This window comes from Winogradskyella tangerina (assembly GCF_003260205.1).
GTDB lineage: Bacteria > Bacteroidota > Bacteroidia > Flavobacteriales > Flavobacteriaceae > Winogradskyella > Winogradskyella tangerina.
In genome coordinates this window covers 210,365-232,862 of record NZ_QERF01000002.1, presented here as the reverse complement: position 1 = coordinate 232,862, position 22,498 = coordinate 210,365, and the positions used below count along the sequence as shown (strand labels likewise).

At 35.5% G+C, this 22,498-nt stretch carries 17 protein-coding genes; 11 read left to right on the top strand and 6 right to left on the bottom strand.

What is annotated here, in order from left to right; all coding sequences use genetic code 11:
* Positions 1-37: 37 nt before the first annotated feature.
* Positions 38-1,216 (bottom strand): hypothetical protein, encoded by a 1,179-nt coding sequence (locus tag DDY94_RS03745; protein WP_111682708.1) that lies wholly within the window; start codon positions 1,214-1,216, stop codon positions 38-40.
* A 371-nt stretch (positions 1,217-1,587) separates the two neighbouring features.
* Between DDY94_RS03745 and DDY94_RS03740 the strand changes: the two genes are divergently transcribed.
* The 3 genes from DDY94_RS03740 (at position 1,588) to DDY94_RS03730 (ending at position 4,741) form a co-directional block, all read left to right on the top strand.
* Entirely contained in the window at positions 1,588-2,607 is a 1,020-nt protein-coding gene (locus tag DDY94_RS03740) for a threonine aldolase family protein (RefSeq protein ID WP_111682707.1), read from the top strand.
* Between the two features lie 88 nt (positions 2,608-2,695).
* Positions 2,696-3,709, top strand: a complete 1,014-nt coding sequence (locus DDY94_RS03735; protein WP_111682706.1) for a glycosyltransferase — start codon at positions 2,696-2,698, stop codon at positions 3,707-3,709.
* Positions 3,710-3,727: 18 nt separating this feature from the next.
* Positions 3,728-4,741: a glycosyltransferase gene (locus tag DDY94_RS03730; RefSeq protein WP_111682705.1), complete on the top strand. Its 1,014-nt coding sequence runs from the start codon at positions 3,728-3,730 to the stop codon at positions 4,739-4,741.
* Between the two features lie 113 nt (positions 4,742-4,854).
* On the opposite strand, the gene DDY94_RS03725 is transcribed toward DDY94_RS03730, so the two are convergent.
* Positions 4,855-6,060, bottom strand: coding sequence for a hypothetical protein (locus DDY94_RS03725; protein WP_111682704.1), 1,206 nt, complete (start codon positions 6,058-6,060; stop codon positions 4,855-4,857).
* A 219-nt stretch (positions 6,061-6,279) separates the two neighbouring features.
* Positions 6,280-6,603, bottom strand: a complete 324-nt coding sequence (locus DDY94_RS03720; protein ID WP_111682703.1) for a YbaB/EbfC family nucleoid-associated protein — start codon at positions 6,601-6,603, stop codon at positions 6,280-6,282.
* Positions 6,604-6,680: 77 nt separating this feature from the next.
* Here DDY94_RS03720 and DDY94_RS03715 point away from each other — a divergent pair, with 77 nt between their 5' ends.
* The 3 genes from DDY94_RS03715 (at position 6,681) to DDY94_RS03705 (ending at position 11,306) form a co-directional block, all read left to right on the top strand.
* A complete protein-coding gene (locus DDY94_RS03715) occupies positions 6,681-8,741 on the top strand; it encodes a S9 family peptidase (protein ID WP_111682702.1) in 2,061 nt (686 codons plus the stop codon).
* A gap of 68 nt (positions 8,742-8,809) precedes the next feature.
* Complete coding sequence (locus tag DDY94_RS03710; protein WP_111682701.1) at positions 8,810-9,847, top strand: PLP-dependent cysteine synthase family protein; 1,038 nt, start codon at positions 8,810-8,812, stop codon at positions 9,845-9,847.
* A 199-nt stretch (positions 9,848-10,046) separates the two neighbouring features.
* Positions 10,047-11,306: an aminotransferase class I/II-fold pyridoxal phosphate-dependent enzyme gene (locus DDY94_RS03705; RefSeq protein ID WP_111682700.1), complete on the top strand. Its 1,260-nt coding sequence runs from the start codon at positions 10,047-10,049 to the stop codon at positions 11,304-11,306.
* A gap of 52 nt (positions 11,307-11,358) precedes the next feature.
* Here DDY94_RS03705 and DDY94_RS03700 read toward each other — a convergent pair whose 3' ends face one another.
* Together DDY94_RS03700 and DDY94_RS03695 are read right to left on the bottom strand one after the other, a co-directional pair.
* Positions 11,359-12,477, bottom strand: a complete 1,119-nt coding sequence (locus DDY94_RS03700; RefSeq protein WP_111682699.1) for a GNAT family N-acetyltransferase — start codon at positions 12,475-12,477, stop codon at positions 11,359-11,361.
* An 8-nt stretch (positions 12,478-12,485) separates the two neighbouring features.
* The gene (locus DDY94_RS03695; protein WP_111682698.1) at positions 12,486-13,460 is read right to left on the bottom strand and encodes a transporter; all 975 of its coding nucleotides are present in this window, start codon (positions 13,458-13,460) and stop codon (positions 12,486-12,488) included.
* Between the two features lie 103 nt (positions 13,461-13,563).
* Here DDY94_RS03695 and DDY94_RS03690 point away from each other — a divergent pair, with 103 nt between their 5' ends.
* The 4 genes from DDY94_RS03690 to DDY94_RS03675 all read left to right on the top strand — a co-directional run bounded on the left by DDY94_RS03690 (position 13,564) and on the right by DDY94_RS03675 (position 19,138).
* Positions 13,564-13,854, top strand: coding sequence for a DUF4834 family protein (locus DDY94_RS03690; RefSeq protein WP_232817811.1), 291 nt, complete (start codon positions 13,564-13,566; stop codon positions 13,852-13,854).
* Positions 13,855-13,926: 72 nt separating this feature from the next.
* Positions 13,927-16,371 carry a YfhO family protein gene (locus DDY94_RS03685; protein WP_111682697.1) on the top strand — a complete coding sequence of 815 codons (2,445 nt, stop codon included), beginning with the start codon at positions 13,927-13,929 and terminating at the stop codon, positions 16,369-16,371.
* Positions 16,364-17,650 carry a glycosyltransferase gene (locus tag DDY94_RS03680; RefSeq protein ID WP_111683037.1) on the top strand — a complete coding sequence of 429 codons (1,287 nt, stop codon included), beginning with the start codon at positions 16,364-16,366 and terminating at the stop codon, positions 17,648-17,650. The genes DDY94_RS03685 and DDY94_RS03680 overlap by 8 nt, the downstream gene beginning before the upstream one ends.
* Before the next feature lie 30 nt (positions 17,651-17,680).
* Complete coding sequence (locus tag DDY94_RS03675) at positions 17,681-19,138, top strand: lipopolysaccharide biosynthesis protein (protein ID WP_111682696.1); 1,458 nt, start codon at positions 17,681-17,683, stop codon at positions 19,136-19,138.
* A gap of 93 nt (positions 19,139-19,231) precedes the next feature.
* Here DDY94_RS03675 and DDY94_RS03670 read toward each other — a convergent pair whose 3' ends face one another.
* Complete coding sequence (locus DDY94_RS03670; RefSeq protein ID WP_111682695.1) at positions 19,232-20,548, bottom strand: hypothetical protein; 1,317 nt, start codon at positions 20,546-20,548, stop codon at positions 19,232-19,234.
* Between the two features lie 166 nt (positions 20,549-20,714).
* Here DDY94_RS03670 and DDY94_RS03665 point away from each other — a divergent pair, with 166 nt between their 5' ends.
* Positions 20,715-22,424 carry a serine hydrolase gene (locus DDY94_RS03665; RefSeq protein ID WP_111682694.1) on the top strand — a complete coding sequence of 570 codons (1,710 nt, stop codon included), beginning with the start codon at positions 20,715-20,717 and terminating at the stop codon, positions 22,422-22,424.
* The last annotated feature ends 74 nt before the right edge of the window (positions 22,425-22,498 follow it).

Here is a 22,498-nt window from a genome sequence, read left to right as displayed (position 1 = left end):
AAACCCTAAGCTCAAACTTAGGGTTTTAATATTAGTATTAAAATGCGCCACCACCATCATCATCATCGTCGTCATCGCAAACAACTGAATGTGCAATAACATAAATATCACCAGATAACGGCTGTTCTACGTAATATTGTCCTGGTGCAACGGTATATCTACCATTCCTTTTTACTGGGTAAACTGTGGAGCCAGCATATAAATGTTCTTCCTGAATTACATAACCATCTAACAAATTATAGGTAGCAGACACAGAACCATTAATGTATTCTATGGTTACAGTTCCTACGAGCGCCCCATTATTAATGTTGCACTGACCAGCAGCTGCGTAAACATCATATGTGTAAGTTCCTTCTGAAATAGGACCAATATTCCATCCCCATCTACTAAATCCTCCTTCACTAAAGCAAGCATGGTCGTTTTCAGAGTTTCCTTTGGCGAATGCAGTTTCGCAACCACCTAAGCTTGGGTTTGGACATTCAATTTTAAAATTAAAGTCGATTAACCATAATCGTTCACCAGTATCAGGATTAGTTAACCAACCCCATGTACTTAGACCTATGGCAGTTAAATCAGAATCAAAGTTTGCGCCACCAATACCAATGTGGGCGCCGTAATTTGGAGTGTTCGGATCATTCGGGTCTGGTCTTTGTTCAAGTCCAAAATCCCCTTCCTGTACACAATCTCCACCTGATGCTGAAATTGAACTTCTTTCATTATCAATAACATAAAAATGCATGTCCTCAGAATTTGAAGCATTACCTGCAGTCCCTTCTTTTTTATGACCTCCACCCAGTGCTTGCCACTCTGACCAGGTTTTCTTATCGCGTAGCCATACATCTACTGTAACGATACATGTTCCGCTTACCGTGGTGCCTAATATGTTGGCAGTTCCATTGTCATACTCTCTAAAAACTAAAGTATTATTTGCATCTTGCGAAAAATAAGTATCAGCAACAAAGTAATCGTCTCCAGCTGGTGTTTCAGACCACCAGAAATTAGAAGTTGGTTGTTGTGCCCCGTACGGAGATCTATCTGCATCTATGATAATACATTCTCTATAATCAGCATTATCGTTATCATGATTTTTCTTCTTTTTCTTTTTCTTTCGCGCGTTTAATTCAGTTTCTGAATTGGTATCGGTTTCAATGGGTTCAGTTTGACAAGTAAAGAATATAAAGCATATTCCTAGAAGCATTAATAATTTTGTTCTCATTTTAATATGATAATATGTTAATAGCAATCTTAAAGGTATAAAAATAAATTTACCCTTAGTGCTATTTCTTTTTAAGGGTTGATTTTATAGACCATATGTAAGATTTAATCAATTATTTGTTATAATCATTTAAAATTTAAATAAGTGCTTAACATATGTTAAGTAGCTTACAATCTATCTATTTTATATTTGATTAAGTTAAAACTAACGTTCTGTTTAGTAATTAAAATTAACTGATAGCATTTAGAGCACCTCTTTTTAAGTAGGTGCTCTTTTAGTTATTGAATAATCTTAACTTTTAAGTTTCTTTGTGCTACGTAATTCAATATTTCTAATCATTCAATATATTTAGAGTCAAATATTTTATAATAATGATCATCGATTTAAGAAGCGATACAGTCACTAAGCCTACTCAAGGCATGCTAGATGCGATGCTTTCTGCAAAAGTGGGTGACGATGTATATAAGGAAGATCCTTCCGTTAATGCCTTAGAAACGAAATTAGCTGATATGTTTGGTATGGATGAAGCCTTGTTTTTTCCGACAGGAAGTATGGCAAATCAGGCAGCATTGAAATTACATACCAATCCTGGTGAACAGGTCATTTGTGATAAATATGCCCATATTTATAATTATGAAGGAGGTGGAGCCTCGTTTAATAGTGGCATTTCGTGTAAACTAATCGATGGTCATCGAGGAATGTATACCGCCGAACAAGCCGAATCTTCTATTAATCCACCAGATTTTTATCATAGTCCATTAACTTCATTAATTGAAGTGGAAAACACGACCAACAAAGGCGGCGGTGCTTGTTGGGATTTTGAAGAATTGAAAAAAATAAGGCAAGTGGCTGATCGTCACGGTTTGGGCTATCATCTCGATGGTGCTAGATTGTGGAATGCCTTAGTCTTTAAAGGAGAATCTCCAAAGCAATATGGTGAGCTCTTCGATACCATTTCTGTATGTTTAAGTAAAGGCCTTGGTTGCCCAATTGGATCAGTGTTAATAGGAAATAAAGAGCTCATGCAAGGTGCCTTGAGAGTTAGAAAAATACTTGGCGGTGGCATGAGACAAGTTGGGTATTTGGCCGCAGCCGGTTTGTACGCCTTAGACCACCATATTGAGCGCCTGAGCGAGGATCATTCAAAAGCACTAGAAATAGGTGAGGTTTTATCGGGTTTGACTTTCATCAAAAAAGTGGAGCCGATTGAAACTAATATTATCATTTTCGAACTGAATGATGATATCGACGAGAATACTTTTCTGAATCGACTGAAAGAAAAGGAGATTCATATTATTGGCATGGGAAGTAATAAATTAAGAATGGTAACACATTTGGATTATACAGACCAAATGCATCAACGGTTTTTAGAAATTATAAGTCAATTGTGATTTTAAAGGCTAATCTACAGCATGTTAACGAGTATATTTAGTGAATACTGTTAATACTTATATTTTCGTTTTGCCCAATTAAAAAAAGATGAGACTTAGCATACTTATTCCGATGTACAATGCCCAAGATTTTATTGGTAATTGTATTGAAAGTTTACTAAATCAAAATATACCGAAGAAAGACTATGAGATCATCATAATGGATGATGGTTCTACAGATAATTCTGCAGAAATTGTAGCCAACTACGCCAAGTCGCAAAGCAATATAACCTTAATTAAAGATTCAAATTCAGGTGCTTATAACAAGAGAAATAAACTTTTGAAATTAGCAAAAGGAAAATATATATACAATCTTGATGCAGACGATTATATAGTTCATAATTGTTTGAAAGAACTCTTGGAAACTGCAGAGCAAAAGGATTTAGATATTATTGGTTTTAAAACAAAAGAAACAAAATCACTTACTGATTATGAAATAGAACAGCCTATTGACGATTCGAAATTTCATTTTCAAACAGGTGTTGAATTCTTAGAAAACTATCCATTAACACGTCATGAACTATGGTGGTATTTTGTAAAACGTGAACTATTGTCAACTCATGAATTTACATTCAACCGAAATCAATTCAATGCTGATGTAACCTTTACACTAAATGCTCTACTTGCTGCGGGGAAGGTTGGATTTTTTGATGTCACGATACATCGCTATGTTCAATCTGAAGATTCCATTATGCGAAGTAAAGACCATGAGGTTACAAAAAGGCGATTAGAGTTTATGCATATGATGATTATTGACAACAGTCAGTTAATCAATAAGTTAAAAGTAAAATCACCTTCAGAAATATTGATAACAAATCTTTCTCACCGTCGAGATGTTTTTACGTTTTTCAATCTTATAAAAATGATTCGTAGCTCGCTTTCTTCAGACTATATCAAAAAGACAGTTGAAGAACTTAAGATGGAAAAAGCATATCCTATGCGTCATTTTAATAGACATCGTTACAATACTTTACAATATCGTATATTGAGAAAAATTTTAAATACAGAATCTATTTTATATCTCCTTGTTTCCATGAATCGTTTATTTTCAAAATCAGCTTAATCGCCAAGATGTAAATTCATGAAACTGAGTATTATCATTCCACTTTATAACTCTGGAAAATACCTTCCGACGTGTTTGGATAGCTTATTGCGTCAAAATCTTGCTAAAAGCCAATTTGAGATTATCATTGTTAATGATGGATCAACAGATGATAGTTTAGAAGTGGCCAATGCCTATGCAGAAGAACATTCGAATTTTAAGATTGTATCTAAGGTAAACGGAGGTGTAGGAAGTGCAAGAAATATGGGCATTTCAAAGGCCTCAGGTGATTATATTTACTTTATTGACCCTGATGATTATCTCGCGGATCATGTCTTATCGAAATTAATTGAAGTTGCTATAAAGGAAAATTTAGACATATTGACTTTCGGTTCTAAGTCTGTTGATATAAATGAAATGTTGCTAAACTCTGACCAGAGGGAATCCCCAGAATTATCAAAAATTTATTCAGGTATTGATTATATCGCCAAGTACAAATTTCAGAATGAAATTTGGTGGTACCTGATAAAACGTTCCTTTATTGAAGACACTCAGATAAGATTTATAGAAGACCGTTGGATGGAAGATGCTATTCTAACTGTTGAACTGTTTACAAAGGCTGAACGAATGGCTAAACTTTCTCTTGATGGTCATAGGCATGTTACCATTATAGGTTCAGCAATGAAGAGCAGGGAGCCAGAACATTATTTGAGGGTAATTGATGACAACAGGAACGCGGCAATGGTTTTTGAACCATTGATACGCGATTTGGAGAATTCAGGAGCCAATACTGAATGTATAGATCGTTTGCGCGTAAGACAACAGTCTTTCGTATTTTTTATGATGGTTCGGATGCTTAAATCTACAATAAGCTTAAATAAGGTTAAAGAAACTATGAATCAGCTTTCAACAACTCATGCTTATCCTTTAACCAATTTCATCAGTAAAGACTACAGCGACTTCAAATACAAAGTATTGACTGTTCTTTTTAATAAAAAACAAGTTTATTATTTTCTATTCAGAATATTCAATCCAATTTTAAAGCGGTTGTAATTAATCATATTAATCCAATAAAAAAAGAGACATTTTTTATGTCTCCTTTCTTATTATTAACACTTAAGAATTAGTCTATAGTGTTAGGGTAATTTTGTTTTGTGTGGCACATACTACCACCACCAGCACCAGTGAGTAGGTGGTTCGTATTCACATAATTCACCACCATGGGTACTTGTTCCGCTTACAACTTCAACAACACCGCGTCTGTAACCTGGTCCGATGTTTAAGTAGCAATTGGTTTTAATTTTTGTATAGTAGCAGTTTCCTACGTAGATGTAGATCCACTTACCAAATGTTCCGTTAGAGTTTGCTCCGTTTAAAGAGAAGTTCTCATTTGCTCCTACAACTTCATCAAAGATCTTAGTTGCATAACAAGTATTTTCGTAACGTTGGTAAACTCTTACTCTGTAATCGTTGTGCCAATCCCAGTTTAAAGTTAAGTGATCAACTTTACCAATACAATCATCACATTCATCCGGTCTAGGCATTAACTTAAAGTTAAAGTCCATTAAATATAAGTGCTCACAAGATACAGGGTCGATTAACCATCCCCATGTACTTAAACCGTCATGACCAATATTAGAATCGTAATTAGCACCACCAGGTCCTTTGTGTGCACCATAGTTTGGTGTGTTAGGATCGTTAGGATCAGGTCTTTGTGTTAAACCAAAAGTACCTTCTTGAACACAATCACCACCTTCAGCTACTACTGAACTTCTTGTGTGATCGATAACGTAAAATACCATGTCTTCAGAGTTAGAAGCATTTCCGGCAGTACCTTCTTTCTTGTGTCCACCACCAATGGCTTGCCACTCATCCCAAGACTTTTTATTCTTGAACCAAACATTTAAAGTAACAACACAAGTTCCAGAAACAGTAGTTCCTTCAAGGTGAGCTGTACCATTGTCGTATTCAGTAAAAACAAGATTTTCTCCATCAGGAGAACCAAAATAAGTATCAGGATTGAAATAGTCATCACCTTCTGGAGTTTCAGACCACCAGAAGTTAGATGCTGGTTGGATATGACCAAATGGGTCTCTATCGGCATCCATAACATCGTAAATCTGAACAACATTGCCGTTATTGTAGCTTGTGTTGTTCATTTGAGTAATAGCGAATGTTCCTGAGTTTAGAATTTCACTATCCTCATTAAAAATAAGTTCTTTGTCTTCTTCACCATCACCAATAACATTCCCATCAGTACCGAAACGAAGCTGCGGTTGTGGGTCTTGCATTTGTTCTTCGGAAGAATCACTTTGACACGATGCCAAGATTACAAGCATCGCTAACGCGATCAATTTAGTTAATTGTTTCATTTTAAAAATTAGGTTAATAGCATTAATAATGAAACAAATATATATTTTCAGCAGTCATTTAACATTTTTTTTAGACCAAATGCTAAAGAATAGGATAACATAAGAATAGTATGCGTTTTATCGCATTTATATGCATTTCTTAGAAGAATGAACGATAAATACTGAATTTTAATGCAATCAGTACTAATCTGATTACCAAAAAGATAAGTGTCTAATTGGTTATTTGAACATATCCATCCCAGGAATGTTCGGAAGACCCTCTTTAGCTACCGCAGCAATCTCGGCTTCATTTACACTAGTGGCCTTTTCTATTGCCTTATTGAGGGTTAAAATCAAGTAATCTTCAAGCATATCTTTGTCTTCGAGAAGGTCATCATCAATGCTGATCGATTTAATTGTTCTATTAGCAGTGATCGTTACTTTAAGCTTTTCATCATTACTTGCTTCATCGATTAAAACCGTATTTAAGCGTTCTTTAGTTTCTTCAACTTTTTTTTGGGCTTCTTTCAGTTTGCCCATCATACCCATCATATCTCCAAACATATCTATGTAGTTTTAAATTTTACCATGCAAAATTACTAAATTGCGCCACTTTTTAGACTATTATCTACTTAAATCGTATGACCAAGAATTCAAATATTCATCCGCCGGTTGCAAAACAAAAACCGCATACCCTTAAAAAGCACAGCGACGTCCGTGTTGATAATTATTTCTGGATGAATGACAGAGAAGATCCTGAGGTTATTGATTATCTAAAGCGCGAGAATGATTATTGTGATTCTCAAATGGCGCATACCAAAGATTTTCAAAATGAATTATTTGAGGAAATGAAAGCCAGAATTAAGGAAGATGATTCCTCAGTTCCTTATAAATACAATGGGTATTGGTATATAACAAAGTTTGAAAAAGGTAAAGATTATCCGATTTATACTAGAAAAAAAGAATCCTTAGATAGCCCTGAAGAGCTGTTATTTGATTGTAACGAAATGGCTAAGGGTCATAGTTATTTCAAATTGGTTGGAATTAGTATTAGTCCGGATAACCATTTAGCAGCCTTTGGTGTTGATACGACTGGTCGTCGTCAATATACCATTCAAGTAAAAAATCTAAATACCAACGAATTGACTTCAGATGTAATCGAGAATACTACGGGGTCTTCAAGCTGGGCAAACGATAATAAGACACTGTTTTATACCAAAAAAGATGAAACTACCTTAAGGGCTTTTCAAATTTATAAACATCGACTTGGGGAGACAAAGGACACCTTAATGTATGAAGAAAGTGATGATACCTTCGGAACAACCGTTTATAAATCAAAATCTAGAAAGTATATCATAATTGCTTCTTACAGTACGTTAACCAATGAATATCATATTCTGAATGCTGACACACCTGAGGCAAATTTTGAATTATTTCAACCTAGAAAAAGAGGTGTAGAATATAGTATAGCCCATTACAAAGATCACTTCTATATCCTTACCAATAAGGATAAAGCCTTCAATTTTAAATTGATGAAATGTCTTGAATCTGAAAGGACGTTCGATAAATGGGAAGAGGTTATTGGACATAGAGAAGATGTACTCATTGAAAATATTGATATTTTCAAGGACTACCTTGTGATCAGTGAACGTCAAAACGGACTTAATACTATAAGAATTAGACGTTGGGATAATGGTTCGGATTACTATTTACCTTTCGATAATGAGACGTATACGGCTTTCACCAGCACAAATGTTGATTTTGATACTGAACTCTTAAGATATTCTTACAATTCATTGACTACGCCGGCCTCAGTTATTGAATTCAATATGAAAACCAAAACCAAAAACGTACTAAAGGAACAAGAGGTTTTAGGAGGTAAATTCAATAAAGATAACTACATTTCGGAACGAATTTGGGCCACGGCTACTGACGGAACAAAGATTCCGATGAGCGTAGTTTATAAAAAAGGTCTAAAAAAAGATGGAAATAATCCTTTATTACAATACGCCTATGGAAGTTATGGTTCTACCGTCGACCCCTACTTTTCAACTATTAGATTGAGTTTGTTAGATCGCGGTTTTATTTATGTTATAGCACATGTGCGAGGTGGAGAATACCTCGGCCGTCAATGGTACGAAAACGGTAAACTATTAAAAAAGCAAAACACTTTCGATGATTTTATTGCCTGTTCTAATCATTTGATCGAAAAACAATATACCTCAAAAGCACACTTGTATGCAATGGGTGGTAGTGCAGGCGGATTATTAATAGGAGCCATAATAAATAAAGCGCCAGAGCTTTATAATGGCGTTATTGCAGCCGTTCCGTTTGTTGACGTAGTCACCACAATGTTAGATGATTCCATTCCCTTAACAACTGGTGAGTATGACGAATGGGGAAACCCTAATGATGAATCCTATTATAACTACATGAAATCATATTCGCCATACGATAATATTGAACCTAAGGCTTACCCAAATATGCTGGTAACAGCCGGATTACACGATTCTCAAGTACAGTATTGGGAACCTGCAAAATGGGTTGCAAAACTTAGGGAAATGAAGACGGATTCTAATCGATTATATTTAAAGACCAATATGGATGCGGGCCATGGTGGTGCCTCGGGTAGATTTGAAAGTCTACGGGAAGATGCCGAGGAATTTGCTTTTCTTTTAGATTTAGAAGGTATTTCGAGCTAATTAAAAAAAAAGTGTTAGTTTTGCGAGGTTTTAAGGGTGTATTTTTTACACTTGATTAAATAGCATTTATGGACAAAAACAAAAATGTATTTGATAACGTACTTCAGCTCATCGGTAGTACACCACTTATCAAACTAAGCCGAATGACCGCAAACTACGATGGTGATTTTTATGCTAAAGTAGAAGCATTTAATCCAGGTCATTCTTCAAAAGACCGAATTGCATTACACATCATAGAAGAAGCAGAACGCCAAGGCATCTTAACTCCGGGCGACACAATTATTGAAACTACCTCTGGAAATACTGGTTTTAGTATTGCCATGGTAAGTATCATTAAAGGCTATGAGTGTATTTTAGCAGTGAGTTCTAAATCATCAGCTGATAAAATAGATATGCTTAAATCTATGGGCGCTAAGGTATATGTTTGTCCGGCGCACGTTAATGCAGACGATCCAAGATCTTATTATCAGGTGGCTAAACGCCTTCATGAAGAAATTAAAGGTTCTATTTATATCAATCAGTATTTTAATCAATTAAATATTGATGCACATTACAACACTACTGGCCCAGAAATCTGGGATCAGACAAATGGTGAAATTACTCATTTAGTAGCTTGTAGTGGAACAGGAGGAACCATTTCGGGAATTGCTAAGTATTTAAAGGAGCAAAACCCAAATGTAAAGATTATTGGTGTTGATGCTTACGGTTCAGTTTTGAAGAAATATCACGAAACCCGCGAGTTTGACGATAAAGAGATTTATCCATACCGCATTGAAGGATTAGGAAAAAACTTGATCCCAACAGCAACCGATTTTGACCTTATAGATAAATTTATTAAGGTTACTGACGAAGAAAGTGCACATACTGCAAGAGAGATCTCAAACACTGAAGGTCTTTTTGTAGGTTATACTAGTGGTGCAGCAATGCAGGCACTTAAGCAACTTAATGAAGAAGGAGAATTTAAACCAACTGATAAGGTGGTTGTAATTTTCCCTGACCATGGTTCGAGATATATGAGCAAGGTTTACAGTGATAAATGGATGGCTGATCAAGGCTTTTTCGATAGTAAAAACGAGGTTTCAACAACCATTCAATACATCAAATAACACGACTAACTAACTTAAAAGCCTACTACTTTGTGGTAGGCTTTTTTATGTTTAAAAGTTGCAAAAGGTTGATAAAAATATTATTATGCAGAGATAATATAATTGCCTAATTTTGCGCAACTAATAAAACTAAAATTTAACTAATAAAATCTATTCAATTTATTGATCTAGATTTAATGATTAATGGCAAACGCAAGGTATGAAGGATTTATTCGAAAAGATTTACAGGGATAAGGGACCTTTAGGGAAATGGGCCTCTCAAGCAGAAGGCTACTTTGTATTTCCTAAACTTGAAGGTGAGATCTCAAATAGAATGAAGTTCCAAGGGAAAGAGGTAATCACCTGGAGTATTAATGATTATTTAGGTCTGGCAAATCATCCTGAAGTAAGAAAAGTAGATGCTGAGGCTGCTGCTAAATATGGTTCAGCGTATCCAATGGGAGCACGTATGATGTCTGGCCACACAGATTTACATGAGCAATTACAACGTGAGTTGGCTGAATTTGTTAATAAAGAAGCGGCTTATCTTTTAAACTTTGGTTATCAGGGTATTATGTCAACAATTGACGCCCTTGTAGCTAAAGATGATATCATTGTTTATGATGTAGATGCCCATGCTTGTATTATTGATGGTGTGCGTTTACATATGGGTAAACGATTCACTTATAAACACAATGATGTGGCTAGTTTAGAGAAAAACCTAGAGCGTGCTACAAAAATGGCCGAGCAAACAGGCGGAGGAATTCTTGTGATTTCTGAAGGTGTTTTTGGAATGCGAGGCGAGCAAGGTCGTTTAAAAGAGATTGTAGAGCTAAAAAAGAAATTTAATTTCAGATTCTTAGTTGACGATGCACACGGTTTTGGAACTTTAGGAGCTACAGGTGCTGGTGCAGGTGAGGAGCAAGGTGTTCAGGATGAGATTGACGTTTATTTTGCCACATTTGCGAAATCTATGGCAAGTACTGGTGCATTTATTGCCGGAGACCAAGAAATAATAGATTATTTAAAATACAACCTTCGTTCTCAAATGTTTGCGAAGTCGTTGCAAATGCAGTTAACTGTTGGTGCACTTAAGCGTCTTGAAATGTTAAAAACGATGCCAGAGCTTAAGAAGAATCTTTGGACAATCGTTGATGCTTTGCAATCTGGATTAAAAGAACGCGGATTTGATATTGGTACTACGCAAAGTTGCGTAACACCAGTTTATTTGAAAGGAAGTATTCCTGAGGCCATGGCTTTAGTAAAAGATCTAAGAGAAAATCATGGAATCTTCTGTTCTATAGTAGTTTATCCTGTGATACCTAAAGGATTAATTTTACTACGAATGATCCCTACGGCTACACACACTTTAGAAGATGTTAAAGAAACATTAGATGCTTTTGATGCTATTAGAGATCGTCTTCAAAATGGAACGTATAAGCGAATGTCTGCAGCCTTAATTGCAGCCATGGGAGAATAAAAATATAGAGATTATAATAGAAAAGCCTGAACATTAGTTTAGGCTTTTTTCATTATATGGTTTTACTCATTGTACAACGTCTCTTATGTACTTTCGGATTGAAATGCTTCCAGATTTGATGAATGGCAGTATTATCAGCCAACTCTGGTCCACGAATGCATTGTTCCACACCTTTCTTTCTAAACTCTTCATAGAACTCATTAAATATAATAGCTGTAACTCCTTTGTTCTGATATTCAGGTAAAATACCTATCAAATAAAAGGTTACCGATTTCGAAGATTTCTTAGCTTTCATAATATGTCTAAATCCAAACGGAAATAGTTTTCCATTCATTTTTTGAAGTGCTTCAGCATATGAAGGCGTAACAATTGCAAAAGCAATCAATTTATCGTCTTTATCCACAACAAACTTGACGTATTCTGGATTTAAAAACGGTAAAAACTTCTTTTTGAAATAAGCTTTCTGTTCAGGATTTATAGCTACAAAAGACGATAATTTGGCATGCGAAGTTTCGAAGACATCAAACATTTCATCGGCATAGGCCATAATATCTTTAGTCGTCTTAAAATCTAGAGCCTTGAGCTTATACCTGCGTTTAATAAGGTCCTGAATTTTTGTAAAGGTTTCAGACTTTATATCGCTATAGGCAAACTTGCTCTCTACATATTCTTTAGAAACCTCAAGACCGTATGCCTTGTAATGCTCTTGATAATAAGGGTAATTATACCAAGTGATCATTGTTCCTATATGATCAAATCCTTCAGTCATTACGCCAACCTTATCTAAATTCGAAAATCCAACTGGGCCTTCAATAAATTCGAGTCCTTCTTGCTTTCCGATCTCGGTAATTTTGTCGAGCAAGGCTTTAGAAACTTCTTGGTCGTCTTCAAAATCAAACCAACCAAAGCGCATTTTCTTTATGCCTTGTTGTTTAACTTCAATCCAATTAATTATCGCGGCTACGCGTCCAACAATTTTAGGGCCTCTAAAGGCTAAGAAAAACCTAGCATCGGCATCATGAAATACAGGGTTTTTATCTTTATTAAAAGTCTTAACTTCTTGACTGATAATAGGAGGTACCCAATATTCTGAATCCTTATAAAGTGAAAACGGAAACTTTACGAAAGTCTTTAAATCACGCTTGGATGTAATTTCTTTGATTGTAATCATGCAGTAATCTATAAACTATCAGAGTCGAAATCGTCTTTCTTTTTCTTATTTTTATTTCTTCTCTGTTTACGCTTTCTTTCATCCTTTGCCGAGTTACCATTATCAATTTTCTTATCCTGATGAAAATCTAGTCGGTAAGAGGCTCCAAAGGCAATATTAAATACTGAAGGCGTATCTTTTGTATTAAACGCAATATTGGCATCGAGCTGAAAATCTTTGTTCCAAAGGTAAGCACCTCCAAATCTAAAAATATTGTCAGCATAGAAATCACTGTTAATTCCTTGGGCTTCACCAAATACAACCCACTGTGGTGTGAAAGAATGCGTTAATGTGAAAATATACTGGAAATCTGAAAAATCAGAACCAATTCTGTCTTTTATCAAATTCATCACAAATACCCAACCACCATTAAAGTTATTTTGCGTAGCGATCATCACTTTCGGACTTATACCTTCTACATCTGGCGCTGTGAAAGGGTTGTTTTCAGTATCGAAATTTGCACCTACATAAACGGCCACAGCAGGGATTAGAGATTTCCAATTGAATTTTCTGTTTGCGTGATAGCTGTATAAATTAGGCTTAGCATCTTCGGCATTTTTGTAAGGATCGTAGACTAAATATTTAGCACCAAGTGTAAAATTTCTAAAGTTTGAGCGTTTATTTTCAACAGGAATCTGACCAGCATTAAAGGTCTGGGTATCATTCTGATAAACCCCATCGAGTTGTATTTCTAATTGCTCGAATAAAAGTCCATAGCGCACGGCGAAATCTAATCCAAAACCTGAAACTTCATAATTTAAAGGAGTATGTTCTTCTTTTACGGTGAAGGCTCCTGCTTCAAACTGAACAACGTTTGTACCCACAGAAAACGCGCTCTCTGAGACGCCTGGACGGTTAGAATTGATTACCTCGGTATATTGTGCATGAACTGAAGAGTAGGTTAGCAGAACTACAAGAATAATAACGGATTTGAGTCTTTGCATTTTTTTTGGTTTGAATTCAAATATAGATATTTTATACTTTTTTTAAGTAATTATAACGGATTATAAGCACTTATAATTGTATTTTTGACTATTACTTTAGTTTATGCAAGAGGCATCATTAATGGGATTATTAAGAACGATATTAATTATACTACTGGTTTGGTTCGGTTTAAGAATACTGGCCAGACTTTTTGCACCTGTTCTTATGAAATTTGTTGCAAAGAAAGCTGAAGAGCGCTTTGGACAGCAATTCGGTGGTTTTCAAAATCAGGCTCAGCAGCGTGAAGAACAGAAAAGAAAGGCCGGAGAGACTGTGATCGATAAAATGCCACAGCAGAATAAACCTTCAAACGAAAAAGTAGGGGAATATATCGACTTCGAGGAGATCGATTGATTAAGTACCTTTATTTTCAAGATAATTCTTAAAAAATAACTACTTTTCGGAATCAATAATTTAGTCGATTTCATGTCATTTTCTTTCAAACGTTTTATACCGCATATCCTTGTTCTTGTCGGATTTGTAGTGTTATCCTTAGCTTACTTTAGTCCGGTTTTACAAGGCAAAAAAATATTCCAAAGTGATATAATGCACTATATCGGAATGGCGCAACAACAGAAGGAATTTGCCAAGAAGACAGGTGAAGAAACCTATTGGACCAATAGTGCATTTGGTGGTATGCCTACCTATCAATTAGGGGCAAAATACCCTCATAATTACATTAAGAAACTCGATCTAACACTTCGATTTTTGCCAAGACCAGCGGATTATCTGTTCCTTTATTTTCTTGGGTTTTATATTCTATTATTATCTCTTAAGGTCGACTTTAAACTGGCAGCACTAGGTGCTTTGGCCTTTGGGTTTTCAACCTATCTCATTATTATTCTTGGCGTCGGACATAATGCAAAAGCCCATGCTATTGCCTATATGCCCTTAGTTTTAGCCGGAATTATACTGACCTTCCGGAAGAAATACATCCTCGGATTTTTGTTAACTGTAGTTGCCTTAGGTTTAGAGATCGTGGCGAATCATTATCAGATGACTTACTATCTGTTATTTTTGGTTTTAGTATTGGGAATTGCATACCTCATTGACGCTTATCAGAAAAAGGTTTTACCACACTTTTTTAAGTCTGTAGGATTATTGTCGGTGGCGGCGCTACTCGCTGTTGGATTAAACGCCACAAATATTATGGCAACTCAAGAGTATGCGAAGGAAAGTACACGTGGTAAAAGTGAACTTACCATCAATCCTGATGGTACTGAAAAAGAGATCACCAACGGACTAAGTAGAGAATATATTACTGAATATAGTTATGGTTTAGCAGAAACTTTTAACCTGTTCATACCGAGGTTTATGGGTGGTGGAAACACTGAAGACGTCGGAAAAGATTCAGAGATCTATAAAACGTATGTGACAATGGGTGCATCGCCTATTGAAGCCTTAGAAGTTTCTCGAAGAGCACCTATGTATTGGGGTGATCAAACGATAGTTGAAGCACCTGCTTATGTTGGAGCAGTCATTATTTTTCTATTTGTTCTTGGATTGTTTTTGGTGAAAGGCCGATTAAAATGGTGGCTTGTAGGAGGAACATTATTATCTCTATTGTTATCCTATGGAAAGAATTTAGGATTTTTAACCGATTTCTTTATAGACTATATACCATTGTACAACAAGTTTAGAGCTGTGAGTTCTATTCAGGTGATTTTAGAATTGTGCATTCCGGTTTTAGGAATTTTTGCTTTGGTTCGATTATTCAATGATTTTCAAAAGGATGAAGAGAAGCTCAAAGCTTTGAAATATACCGTAGCAATTACTGCAGGTTTATGTTTGGTTTTCTTGTTATTTAAATCGACGCTGTTCGATTTTAAGAGCTTTAGAGATGAAGGTATTCCTGAACTAATGGTCGATGCGATTATTGAAGATCGAAAGTCAATATTTACAGCGGACACCATAAGGTCGCTGGTTTTAGTATTGCTATCAGCCGGTGCTATTTATATGTTCTTAAAGAAGAAATTATCTGAAACTTTGGTCGTTGTCGTATTTGGGATTTTGATTGTTTTTGATCTGGTATCTGTGAATAAAAATTACGTAAATAATGATGACTTTGTTTCATCAATACAGGTTGATCGACCTTACCAACCTAACGAAGCCGACAGGGAAATTATGAAAGACAAAGGTCATTTTAGAGTTTTAGATGCTTCAAATGGTGGTCCTGCGAAAGCCTCTTACTATCATAATTCGTTGTTTGGATATCACGCAGCTAAGCTAGGACGCTATAATGATCTATTAGATTTTCACATATATCAAAATAATGTTGAAGTACTCAATATGCTCAACACAAAGTATATTATTCAACAAAATCAGCAAGGGCAAACTAGAGCTTCTACCGAGTATACAGAGCCGAACGGTAATGCTTGGTTTGTAACTGAGCTTAGGGACGTACCCGATGCCAATACTGAGATTAAAATTCTTGATAGTATAAATACTAAAATTACTGCAGTCAAAGCGATGTCAGAATTTAGCAGTAAGCTGAATGTGAAAACCTATGTCGTAGATTCGACCGCATCTATTCGGTTGACCGATTTTAAACCCAATTATCTCAAGTACGAGTCTAATAACAACAATGACGGTTTTGCAGTCTTCTCAGAGATTTATTATGAAAATGGCTGGAATGCTTATTTAAATGATGAATTAGTTCCGCATGAGCGTGTTAATTATGCCCTAAGAGGTATGTTTATTCCGGCAGGGAAGCATACCATTGAATTCAAATTTGAGCCTTCAGTCGTAGAAACAGGAAGTAAAATTTCTTTAGCGAGTTCAGCAATTTTCGGAGTACTTTTAATTTTGGGTATTTACTATACAATCAGAAAAAATAGACAGTTGATTGTCAGTGATGACAAAAATGAATAAAAAAGTACTTATTGTAGCTTACTATTGGCCACCAGCAGGTGGGCCAGGTGTTCAGCGTTGGTTGAAATTTGTAAAGTACTTACCAGAATTTGACATCGATCCTATTGTTTATTGTCCGGAAAATCCAAATTATCCAATCATTGATGAAAGCCTAAATGAAGAAATTCCGGAAGGTCTAACCATTCTGAAGCAGCCCATTAATGAACCATATAGATTGGCGCAGTTGTTTTCAAAGAAAAGTGCCCAAACGATAAGTTCAGGCGTTATACCTAAAGCCAAAAAGCAGACTTTTATCGAGCGATTAATGCTTTATGTACGCGGTAATTTCTTTATACCTGATGCTCGGAAAAATTGGGTAAACCCATCGGTTAAGTTCCTATCGAATTATATCCAAGAAAATGCAATAGACACTGTGATTACCACAGGTCCACCGCATAGTATGCATTTAATTGGTTTGCAATTGAAAAAACAATTAGGCCTAAATTGGATTGCAGATTTTAGAGATCCTTGGACTACTATTGGTTATCATAAGGCCCTAAAACTCAGTAAATCGTCGAAGGCAAAACATTTAGCCTTAGAAGCAGACGTTTTGAATTCCGCTGATCACCTCATAGTAACAAGTCATCATACAAAGACTGAGTTTCAGGATAAGACGAGCCAACCTATTTCTGTTATAACAAATGGTTACGATTCGCATTCTGTACAAATAGAGGAGAAGGATAACAAATTTACATTGGCCCATATAGGCTCGTTATTATCTGATCGAAACCCAGAGATTTTATGGGAGGTACTTTCAGAATTAATTATTGAAAATGCCGATTTTTCTAAAACCTTTCAGTTGAATCTAATTGGTGTTGTTAGCGACGATGTTTTAGAGACTATTTCAAATAGCGGTTTAAAAGATTATATAGAGTTGACGGGCTATGTTAGTCATGAAGAGGCTATAAAATTTCAAATGAAATCTCAGGTCTTAGTATTGGTAGAGATCAATTCCGAAGACACTAAAGCCATCATTCCTGGTAAATTATTTGAATATATGATTTCGGAAACGCCAATATTGGCCATAGGTCCCAAGGATTCTGATATTGAACAAATCATTAAATCAACCAATACTGGTACGTATTTCAATTACCTTCAAAAGGAAGAATTAAAGCAACAAATACTCATTTATTTTGAAGACTTTCAAAAGAATAGTCTTAAAGTGCATGCCATTGGTTTACAACCATATAGCAGAAAGGCACTCACTAAACGACTAAGCGAACTTATTAAAATGCTCTAAGGAGTTGGTGAGTTTTTGTAATTTAACCGCATGGGTCTTGTATTAAACCAATCTTTCAAAAATACCTTAAGCACCTATTTTGGATTCGGTATAGGAGCCATAAATACGCTGTTTCTATACACTAATTTTTTAACTGACGAATACTATGGTCTGGTGGCGTTCTTGCTGTCTGCTGCAAATATTATGATGCCTTTTATGGCATTTGGAGTCCACAATGCCATTGTAAAGTATTATTCGACTTTCAAGACCAAGGCAAGCATTAATAGTTTTTTAACCCTAATGTTGTTTCTACCATTAGTGTTTATAATGCCTGTTGGAATTATAGGCTATTTTGCTTATGAAACTATTGCAGCACTGCTTGCTCAAGAAAATGCCATTGCGGGTGATTATGTATGGCACATCTTTATCATTGCAGTTGCTATGGCTTATTTTGAAGTCTTTTACTCCTGGTCTAAGGTGCAAATGAAGACCGTTTTTGGCAATCTAATGAAGGAGATATTTCATCGTGTCTGTATTATGATTCTGCTGTTTATGGTTAGTTTGAAATGGATTAACGTTGATGAATTTATTATTGGTTTAGTAGCTGTATACGTCGTTAGAATGCTGATTATGAAGGCTTACGCATATATGGTGAGATTTCCGAAATTTAGTTTTAAGAAAGTTAATGGCTTATCATCTATATTAAATTATGCCGGGCTGATGATTATTGCAGGTTCGGTAGCTATGCTGATTCTTGATATTGATAAATTCATGATTGGCCTAATGCTCGAAAACATAGAACAGGTGGCTTATTACAGTGTAGCCATATTCATTGCAACGGTTATTGCAGTACCGCAACGTGCCATGCATCAGATTATGCTACCATTAACAGCACAATACTTGAATGACAAGGACATGCCTGCTTTAACGGACCTCTACAAGCGAAGTTCGATTAGTTTATTAGTTATTAGTGGGTTTATCTTTTTATTGATAATACTGAATATCAATCAATTATATGAGATTCTTCCTGAAGAATTTACAGGTGGATTGTTTGTTGTTTTGATCGTTAGTTTGGCAAAATTATTTGATAATAGTTTAGGTAATAATAATGCCATTTTATTCAATAGTGATTATTATAAAATGGTTCTACTTCTGGGTGTTTTTTTAGCTGTAATCGCCATACTTCTGAATTTTATTTTCATTCCTATTTACGGTATTGATGGCTCAGCAATCGCTACATTTTTAGCCGTTTTTATTTATAATACAGTGAAGATCATTTTTGTAAGGTACAAGCTGAAAATGCAGCCCTATACCTGGTCTTCTTTCAAGGTAGTTCTACTTTTAATAATTATTTCAGGATTGATGTATTTCTGGGACTTTGCTTTTCATCCTATAATAAACATTGGTCTTAAGTCGATTTTAATTGGTCTGATCTATTTCTCGATGGTTTTCAGATTAAATATTTCAGAAGATGTTACCCTGCAAATAAAAAAGTACCTAAAGATATAGGTACTTGTTTATAATGAGAAATCCCGTAAGGTGCTCTGAGGCATACATCATACGGGACTTCTACTAACCAACCAAAAAAATCATGTTTTATTTTTATCCTCTTGTTCGTCTTGAACTCGATCTTGTAGAACTTTGGTTGCTTCTTCTACTTGAATTAGACCTTGTTGAGACTGAGGAGCTTTTTCTCTTAGTTTGAACAGTACTGCGCTGTTTGTTACTATTAGAACTACTTCTATTATAAGTACGAGATTTACTCGTATTTGGTTTTCGAACTGAAGTATTTCTTGATCGCTCTTTATTGTTAGACACAGTATTACCTGATCTGGTCACATTTTTACGAGTCGTATTAGATCGCGTTCCGTTATTTGAACGTGTTGTTCTATTCGGAGTCGTTACTCTAGTGTTAGAACGGGTAGATCTAACTGTTCTGCTATCAGAATTACTTCTAGTATTAGGAGTCGTTACTCTGGTATTAGAACGAGTTCTTGTACCTTCATTATTACTTCTAGTAACCGAACGTGATGTACTGGCGTTATTACCTCGAATTGTTCTCATCGTGTTACTGCGTGTTGTTGAACGCGCCGTATTATTTCGAGTAGAACGTGTCGTTGTGTTTGTAGTTAAACGTTCAGAACGTGTTCGGGTAATTTCCTCATTTCTGCGAGTAACTGTTCTTTGGATCGTTCGCTCTCTACGGTTACGAGGCGTTTGTACATAATTGTCGCTGCTATTTCGTCGTACAACTTGTGTACTGCCACGTCTTCCAGTATTCACATTAAAGTACCTTACATTGTTGTTATATGGTCTGTACCAAATATGTCTTATTGGTGTATAGAACTGTCTGTACGGATTAATGCTTAATACACAGAAGCTAACAGGTGGAACGATGTAAAATCTGTGCCAAGGTCTCCAAACATAAGCTCTGTTATATACGTTGATGAAACCATCATACCTCCAGAACACATTGTTTCTGTAATACACATTTAAACCACCAATTCTGTTGATTCTGTTGAAACTATTATAAGTGATAAAAATATTTCCAATTTGATTTACCCTTCCATAGAAGTCATAAAATATTGGTGTGTTTTCAATTTGAATGATAGCACCAAAACTATCATATTGTACATATGGGTTGTAATTATAACCTGAGTTAAAACTCAATGTGAATCCAGGGGCGTCAATACCCACACTTACATCTGGTCCGTAATCAGGGATATAAAAATCGAACTGTCCATCTCTATATACAGAGAATTCAATACCACCCTCATTAAATATGAAAGAATTGCCATAACCTCTCACATAATTATTAATTGAAGCTTCCGCTTCTGAGGATGATGCGTTTGTGTTAGATGCGAATGCAGTTGTGGAAAATGCCACTAAACTTGCAAATAAAAATAGAATCCGTTTCATAGTTAAGGGTTTTAAATTAAACTCATTTATTATAAAACAAACAGCGTGCCAAAATCTGTTAGTCCCCATTTTACAAGGAAGTTTCTAAGTATCAATACCTCTTAGTTTAAATGTTGTAACTTTAGTGCAATCGCACTTAAAACTATTAATCAATACAATCTGAATCATGAAATATTTCACATCCCTTCTGTTAGTGTTCTTTTTATTTCAGAGCACAGCTGCCCAATCTAATGGTCTTAGCGATAAACAAGTAGCTATTGATCAATTAATGCAACATTCTTATGATTATGGAATTTTTAATGGCACCATTCTAGTGTCAGTAGATGGAAAAGAGATTTATAGTAATGCCCTTGGATATGCAGATAAAAATAGCGGTCGAAAACTAAATAAGTCTACCTCAGTGTATTTAGCTTCTGTTTCTAAACAGTTCACCACAATGGCCATAATGATCCTAAAAGAGCAAAACAAGCTGTCTTACGACAATACTTTGGCGGATTATTTTCCAGAATTTCCAGAATATGCAAAAGAAGTAACAATTAAGCAGATGATGCAGCATACTTCAGGTATTCCAGATCATTATAGATTCGGGATTTATAAACCAGGATTGAGCAATGAAGATGTGTATAAATTGCTGTTAGATCAGCCCTTAGACTTTAAATCGGGTGAACGCTTTAGCTATAGCAATGGTGGTTATGTGTTATTATCAATGATAGTAGCAAAAGTTGCGGAACAGCCATTCCATGAATTTATGAAAACCCAGATATTCGATCCCTTAGGAATGGATAATACTTTAGTTTATGATACTTCTGAGCCTAAAATTAAAGATAGAGCTGTAGGTTATAATGCCAATGGTGAATTAGACGATTATACAATTTTTACTACTGGTGCAGGAGGTATGTATTCAAATATTTATGATCTGCACAAATGGGATCAGGCTTTATATACGGAAAAACTTGTTTCTAAAGAAACGCTTGAGGAGGCCTTTACACCGGCAAAATTGAATAATGGTGAATATACGCAGTATGGTTTTGGTTGGGGTGTACAAGATAATGACGGTAAAAAAAGTGTTCAGCATTCGGGAGGATTGGCAGGGTATCGCACCTTTATCAGAAGAAATCTTTATGACAATAGTGGTTATATCGTCCTAACTAATCATGGCAATCAGACTAATTTAACGCCAATATTAAGAGCGCTTGATGCAATATTGGCTGACGAATCTTATGAAATGCCTCGGGTACCCTTATCTTCAGAATTGTCAAAACTGCTATCTGATCATAAAGCTGAAAAGGCCATTTCAAAAATAGAAACACTTTTAAATTCAAATTCAAAAAAATATGAGATCGATGAGTTTGGAATCAACTCCTTAGGTTACGATTATTTTGGTGAAGGTGATCTAAAGACCGCTTTGGCCATATTCGAATTTAATGTAGCCAAAAACCCGAATGCATCAAATCCATATGATAGTTTAGGTGAAGTGCAACTAGCTATGGGAGATACCATTCAAGCTGTAAATAACTATAAAAAGTCGTATAAATTAGACCCAAACAATACCAATGCTATTGATGTATTAAAACGAATAGGCGTGGACACTTCTGAAATGACAAAGCCTTTAGAAGTAGATGCGAAGATTCTTGATACCTATGTTGGGAAGTATGAGCTTCAGCCAAATTTCATATTGTCTGTAACCCGAGATGAAAACAGGCTTTTTGTACAAGCTACAGGTCAGGGTAAAATTGAAGTATTTCCGATGTCTGATATTAAGTTTTATAGTAAGATAGTCGATGCTCAAATTACTTTTCAAAAGAATAGCAACGGGAAGATTAGTAGTTTAACCCTCCATCAGAATGGTGATTTTAATGCACCTAAGATAGAATAGAATATTGTCGATAGACTTTCAAATAATAAACCCTGAACTATTTGGGGAAAATATTCAGGGTTTAGTCACATTAA

What these genes read in the sequence shown, in the direction of transcription:
- DDY94_RS03745 (WP_111682708.1), bottom strand. Translation starts at nt 1,216, where the DNA reads ATGAGAACAAAATTATTAATGCTTCTAGGAATATGCTTTATATTCTTT.
- DDY94_RS03740 (WP_111682707.1), top strand. Translation starts at nt 1,588, where the DNA reads ATGATCATCGATTTAAGAAGCGATACAGTCACTAAGCCTACTCAAGGC.
- DDY94_RS03735 (WP_111682706.1), top strand. Translation starts at nt 2,696, where the DNA reads ATGAGACTTAGCATACTTATTCCGATGTACAATGCCCAAGATTTTATT.
- DDY94_RS03730 (WP_111682705.1), top strand. Translation starts at nt 3,728, where the DNA reads ATGAAACTGAGTATTATCATTCCACTTTATAACTCTGGAAAATACCTT.
- DDY94_RS03725 (WP_111682704.1), bottom strand. Translation starts at nt 6,060, where the DNA reads ATGAAACAATTAACTAAATTGATCGCGTTAGCGATGCTTGTAATCTTG.
- DDY94_RS03720 (WP_111682703.1), bottom strand. Translation starts at nt 6,603, where the DNA reads ATGTTTGGAGATATGATGGGTATGATGGGCAAACTGAAAGAAGCCCAA.
- DDY94_RS03715 (WP_111682702.1), top strand. Translation starts at nt 6,681, where the DNA reads ATGACCAAGAATTCAAATATTCATCCGCCGGTTGCAAAACAAAAACCG.
- DDY94_RS03710 (WP_111682701.1), top strand. Translation starts at nt 8,810, where the DNA reads ATGGACAAAAACAAAAATGTATTTGATAACGTACTTCAGCTCATCGGT.
- DDY94_RS03705 (WP_111682700.1), top strand. Translation starts at nt 10,047, where the DNA reads ATGAAGGATTTATTCGAAAAGATTTACAGGGATAAGGGACCTTTAGGG.
- DDY94_RS03700 (WP_111682699.1), bottom strand. Translation starts at nt 12,477, where the DNA reads ATGATTACAATCAAAGAAATTACATCCAAGCGTGATTTAAAGACTTTC.
- DDY94_RS03695 (WP_111682698.1), bottom strand. Translation starts at nt 13,460, where the DNA reads ATGCAAAGACTCAAATCCGTTATTATTCTTGTAGTTCTGCTAACCTAC.
- DDY94_RS03690 (WP_232817811.1), top strand. Translation starts at nt 13,564, where the DNA reads ATGCAAGAGGCATCATTAATGGGATTATTAAGAACGATATTAATTATA.
- DDY94_RS03685 (WP_111682697.1), top strand. Translation starts at nt 13,927, where the DNA reads ATGTCATTTTCTTTCAAACGTTTTATACCGCATATCCTTGTTCTTGTC.
- DDY94_RS03680 (WP_111683037.1), top strand. Translation starts at nt 16,364, where the DNA reads ATGAATAAAAAAGTACTTATTGTAGCTTACTATTGGCCACCAGCAGGT.
- DDY94_RS03675 (WP_111682696.1), top strand. Translation starts at nt 17,681, where the DNA reads ATGGGTCTTGTATTAAACCAATCTTTCAAAAATACCTTAAGCACCTAT.
- DDY94_RS03670 (WP_111682695.1), bottom strand. Translation starts at nt 20,548, where the DNA reads ATGAAACGGATTCTATTTTTATTTGCAAGTTTAGTGGCATTTTCCACA.
- DDY94_RS03665 (WP_111682694.1), top strand. Translation starts at nt 20,715, where the DNA reads ATGAAATATTTCACATCCCTTCTGTTAGTGTTCTTTTTATTTCAGAGC.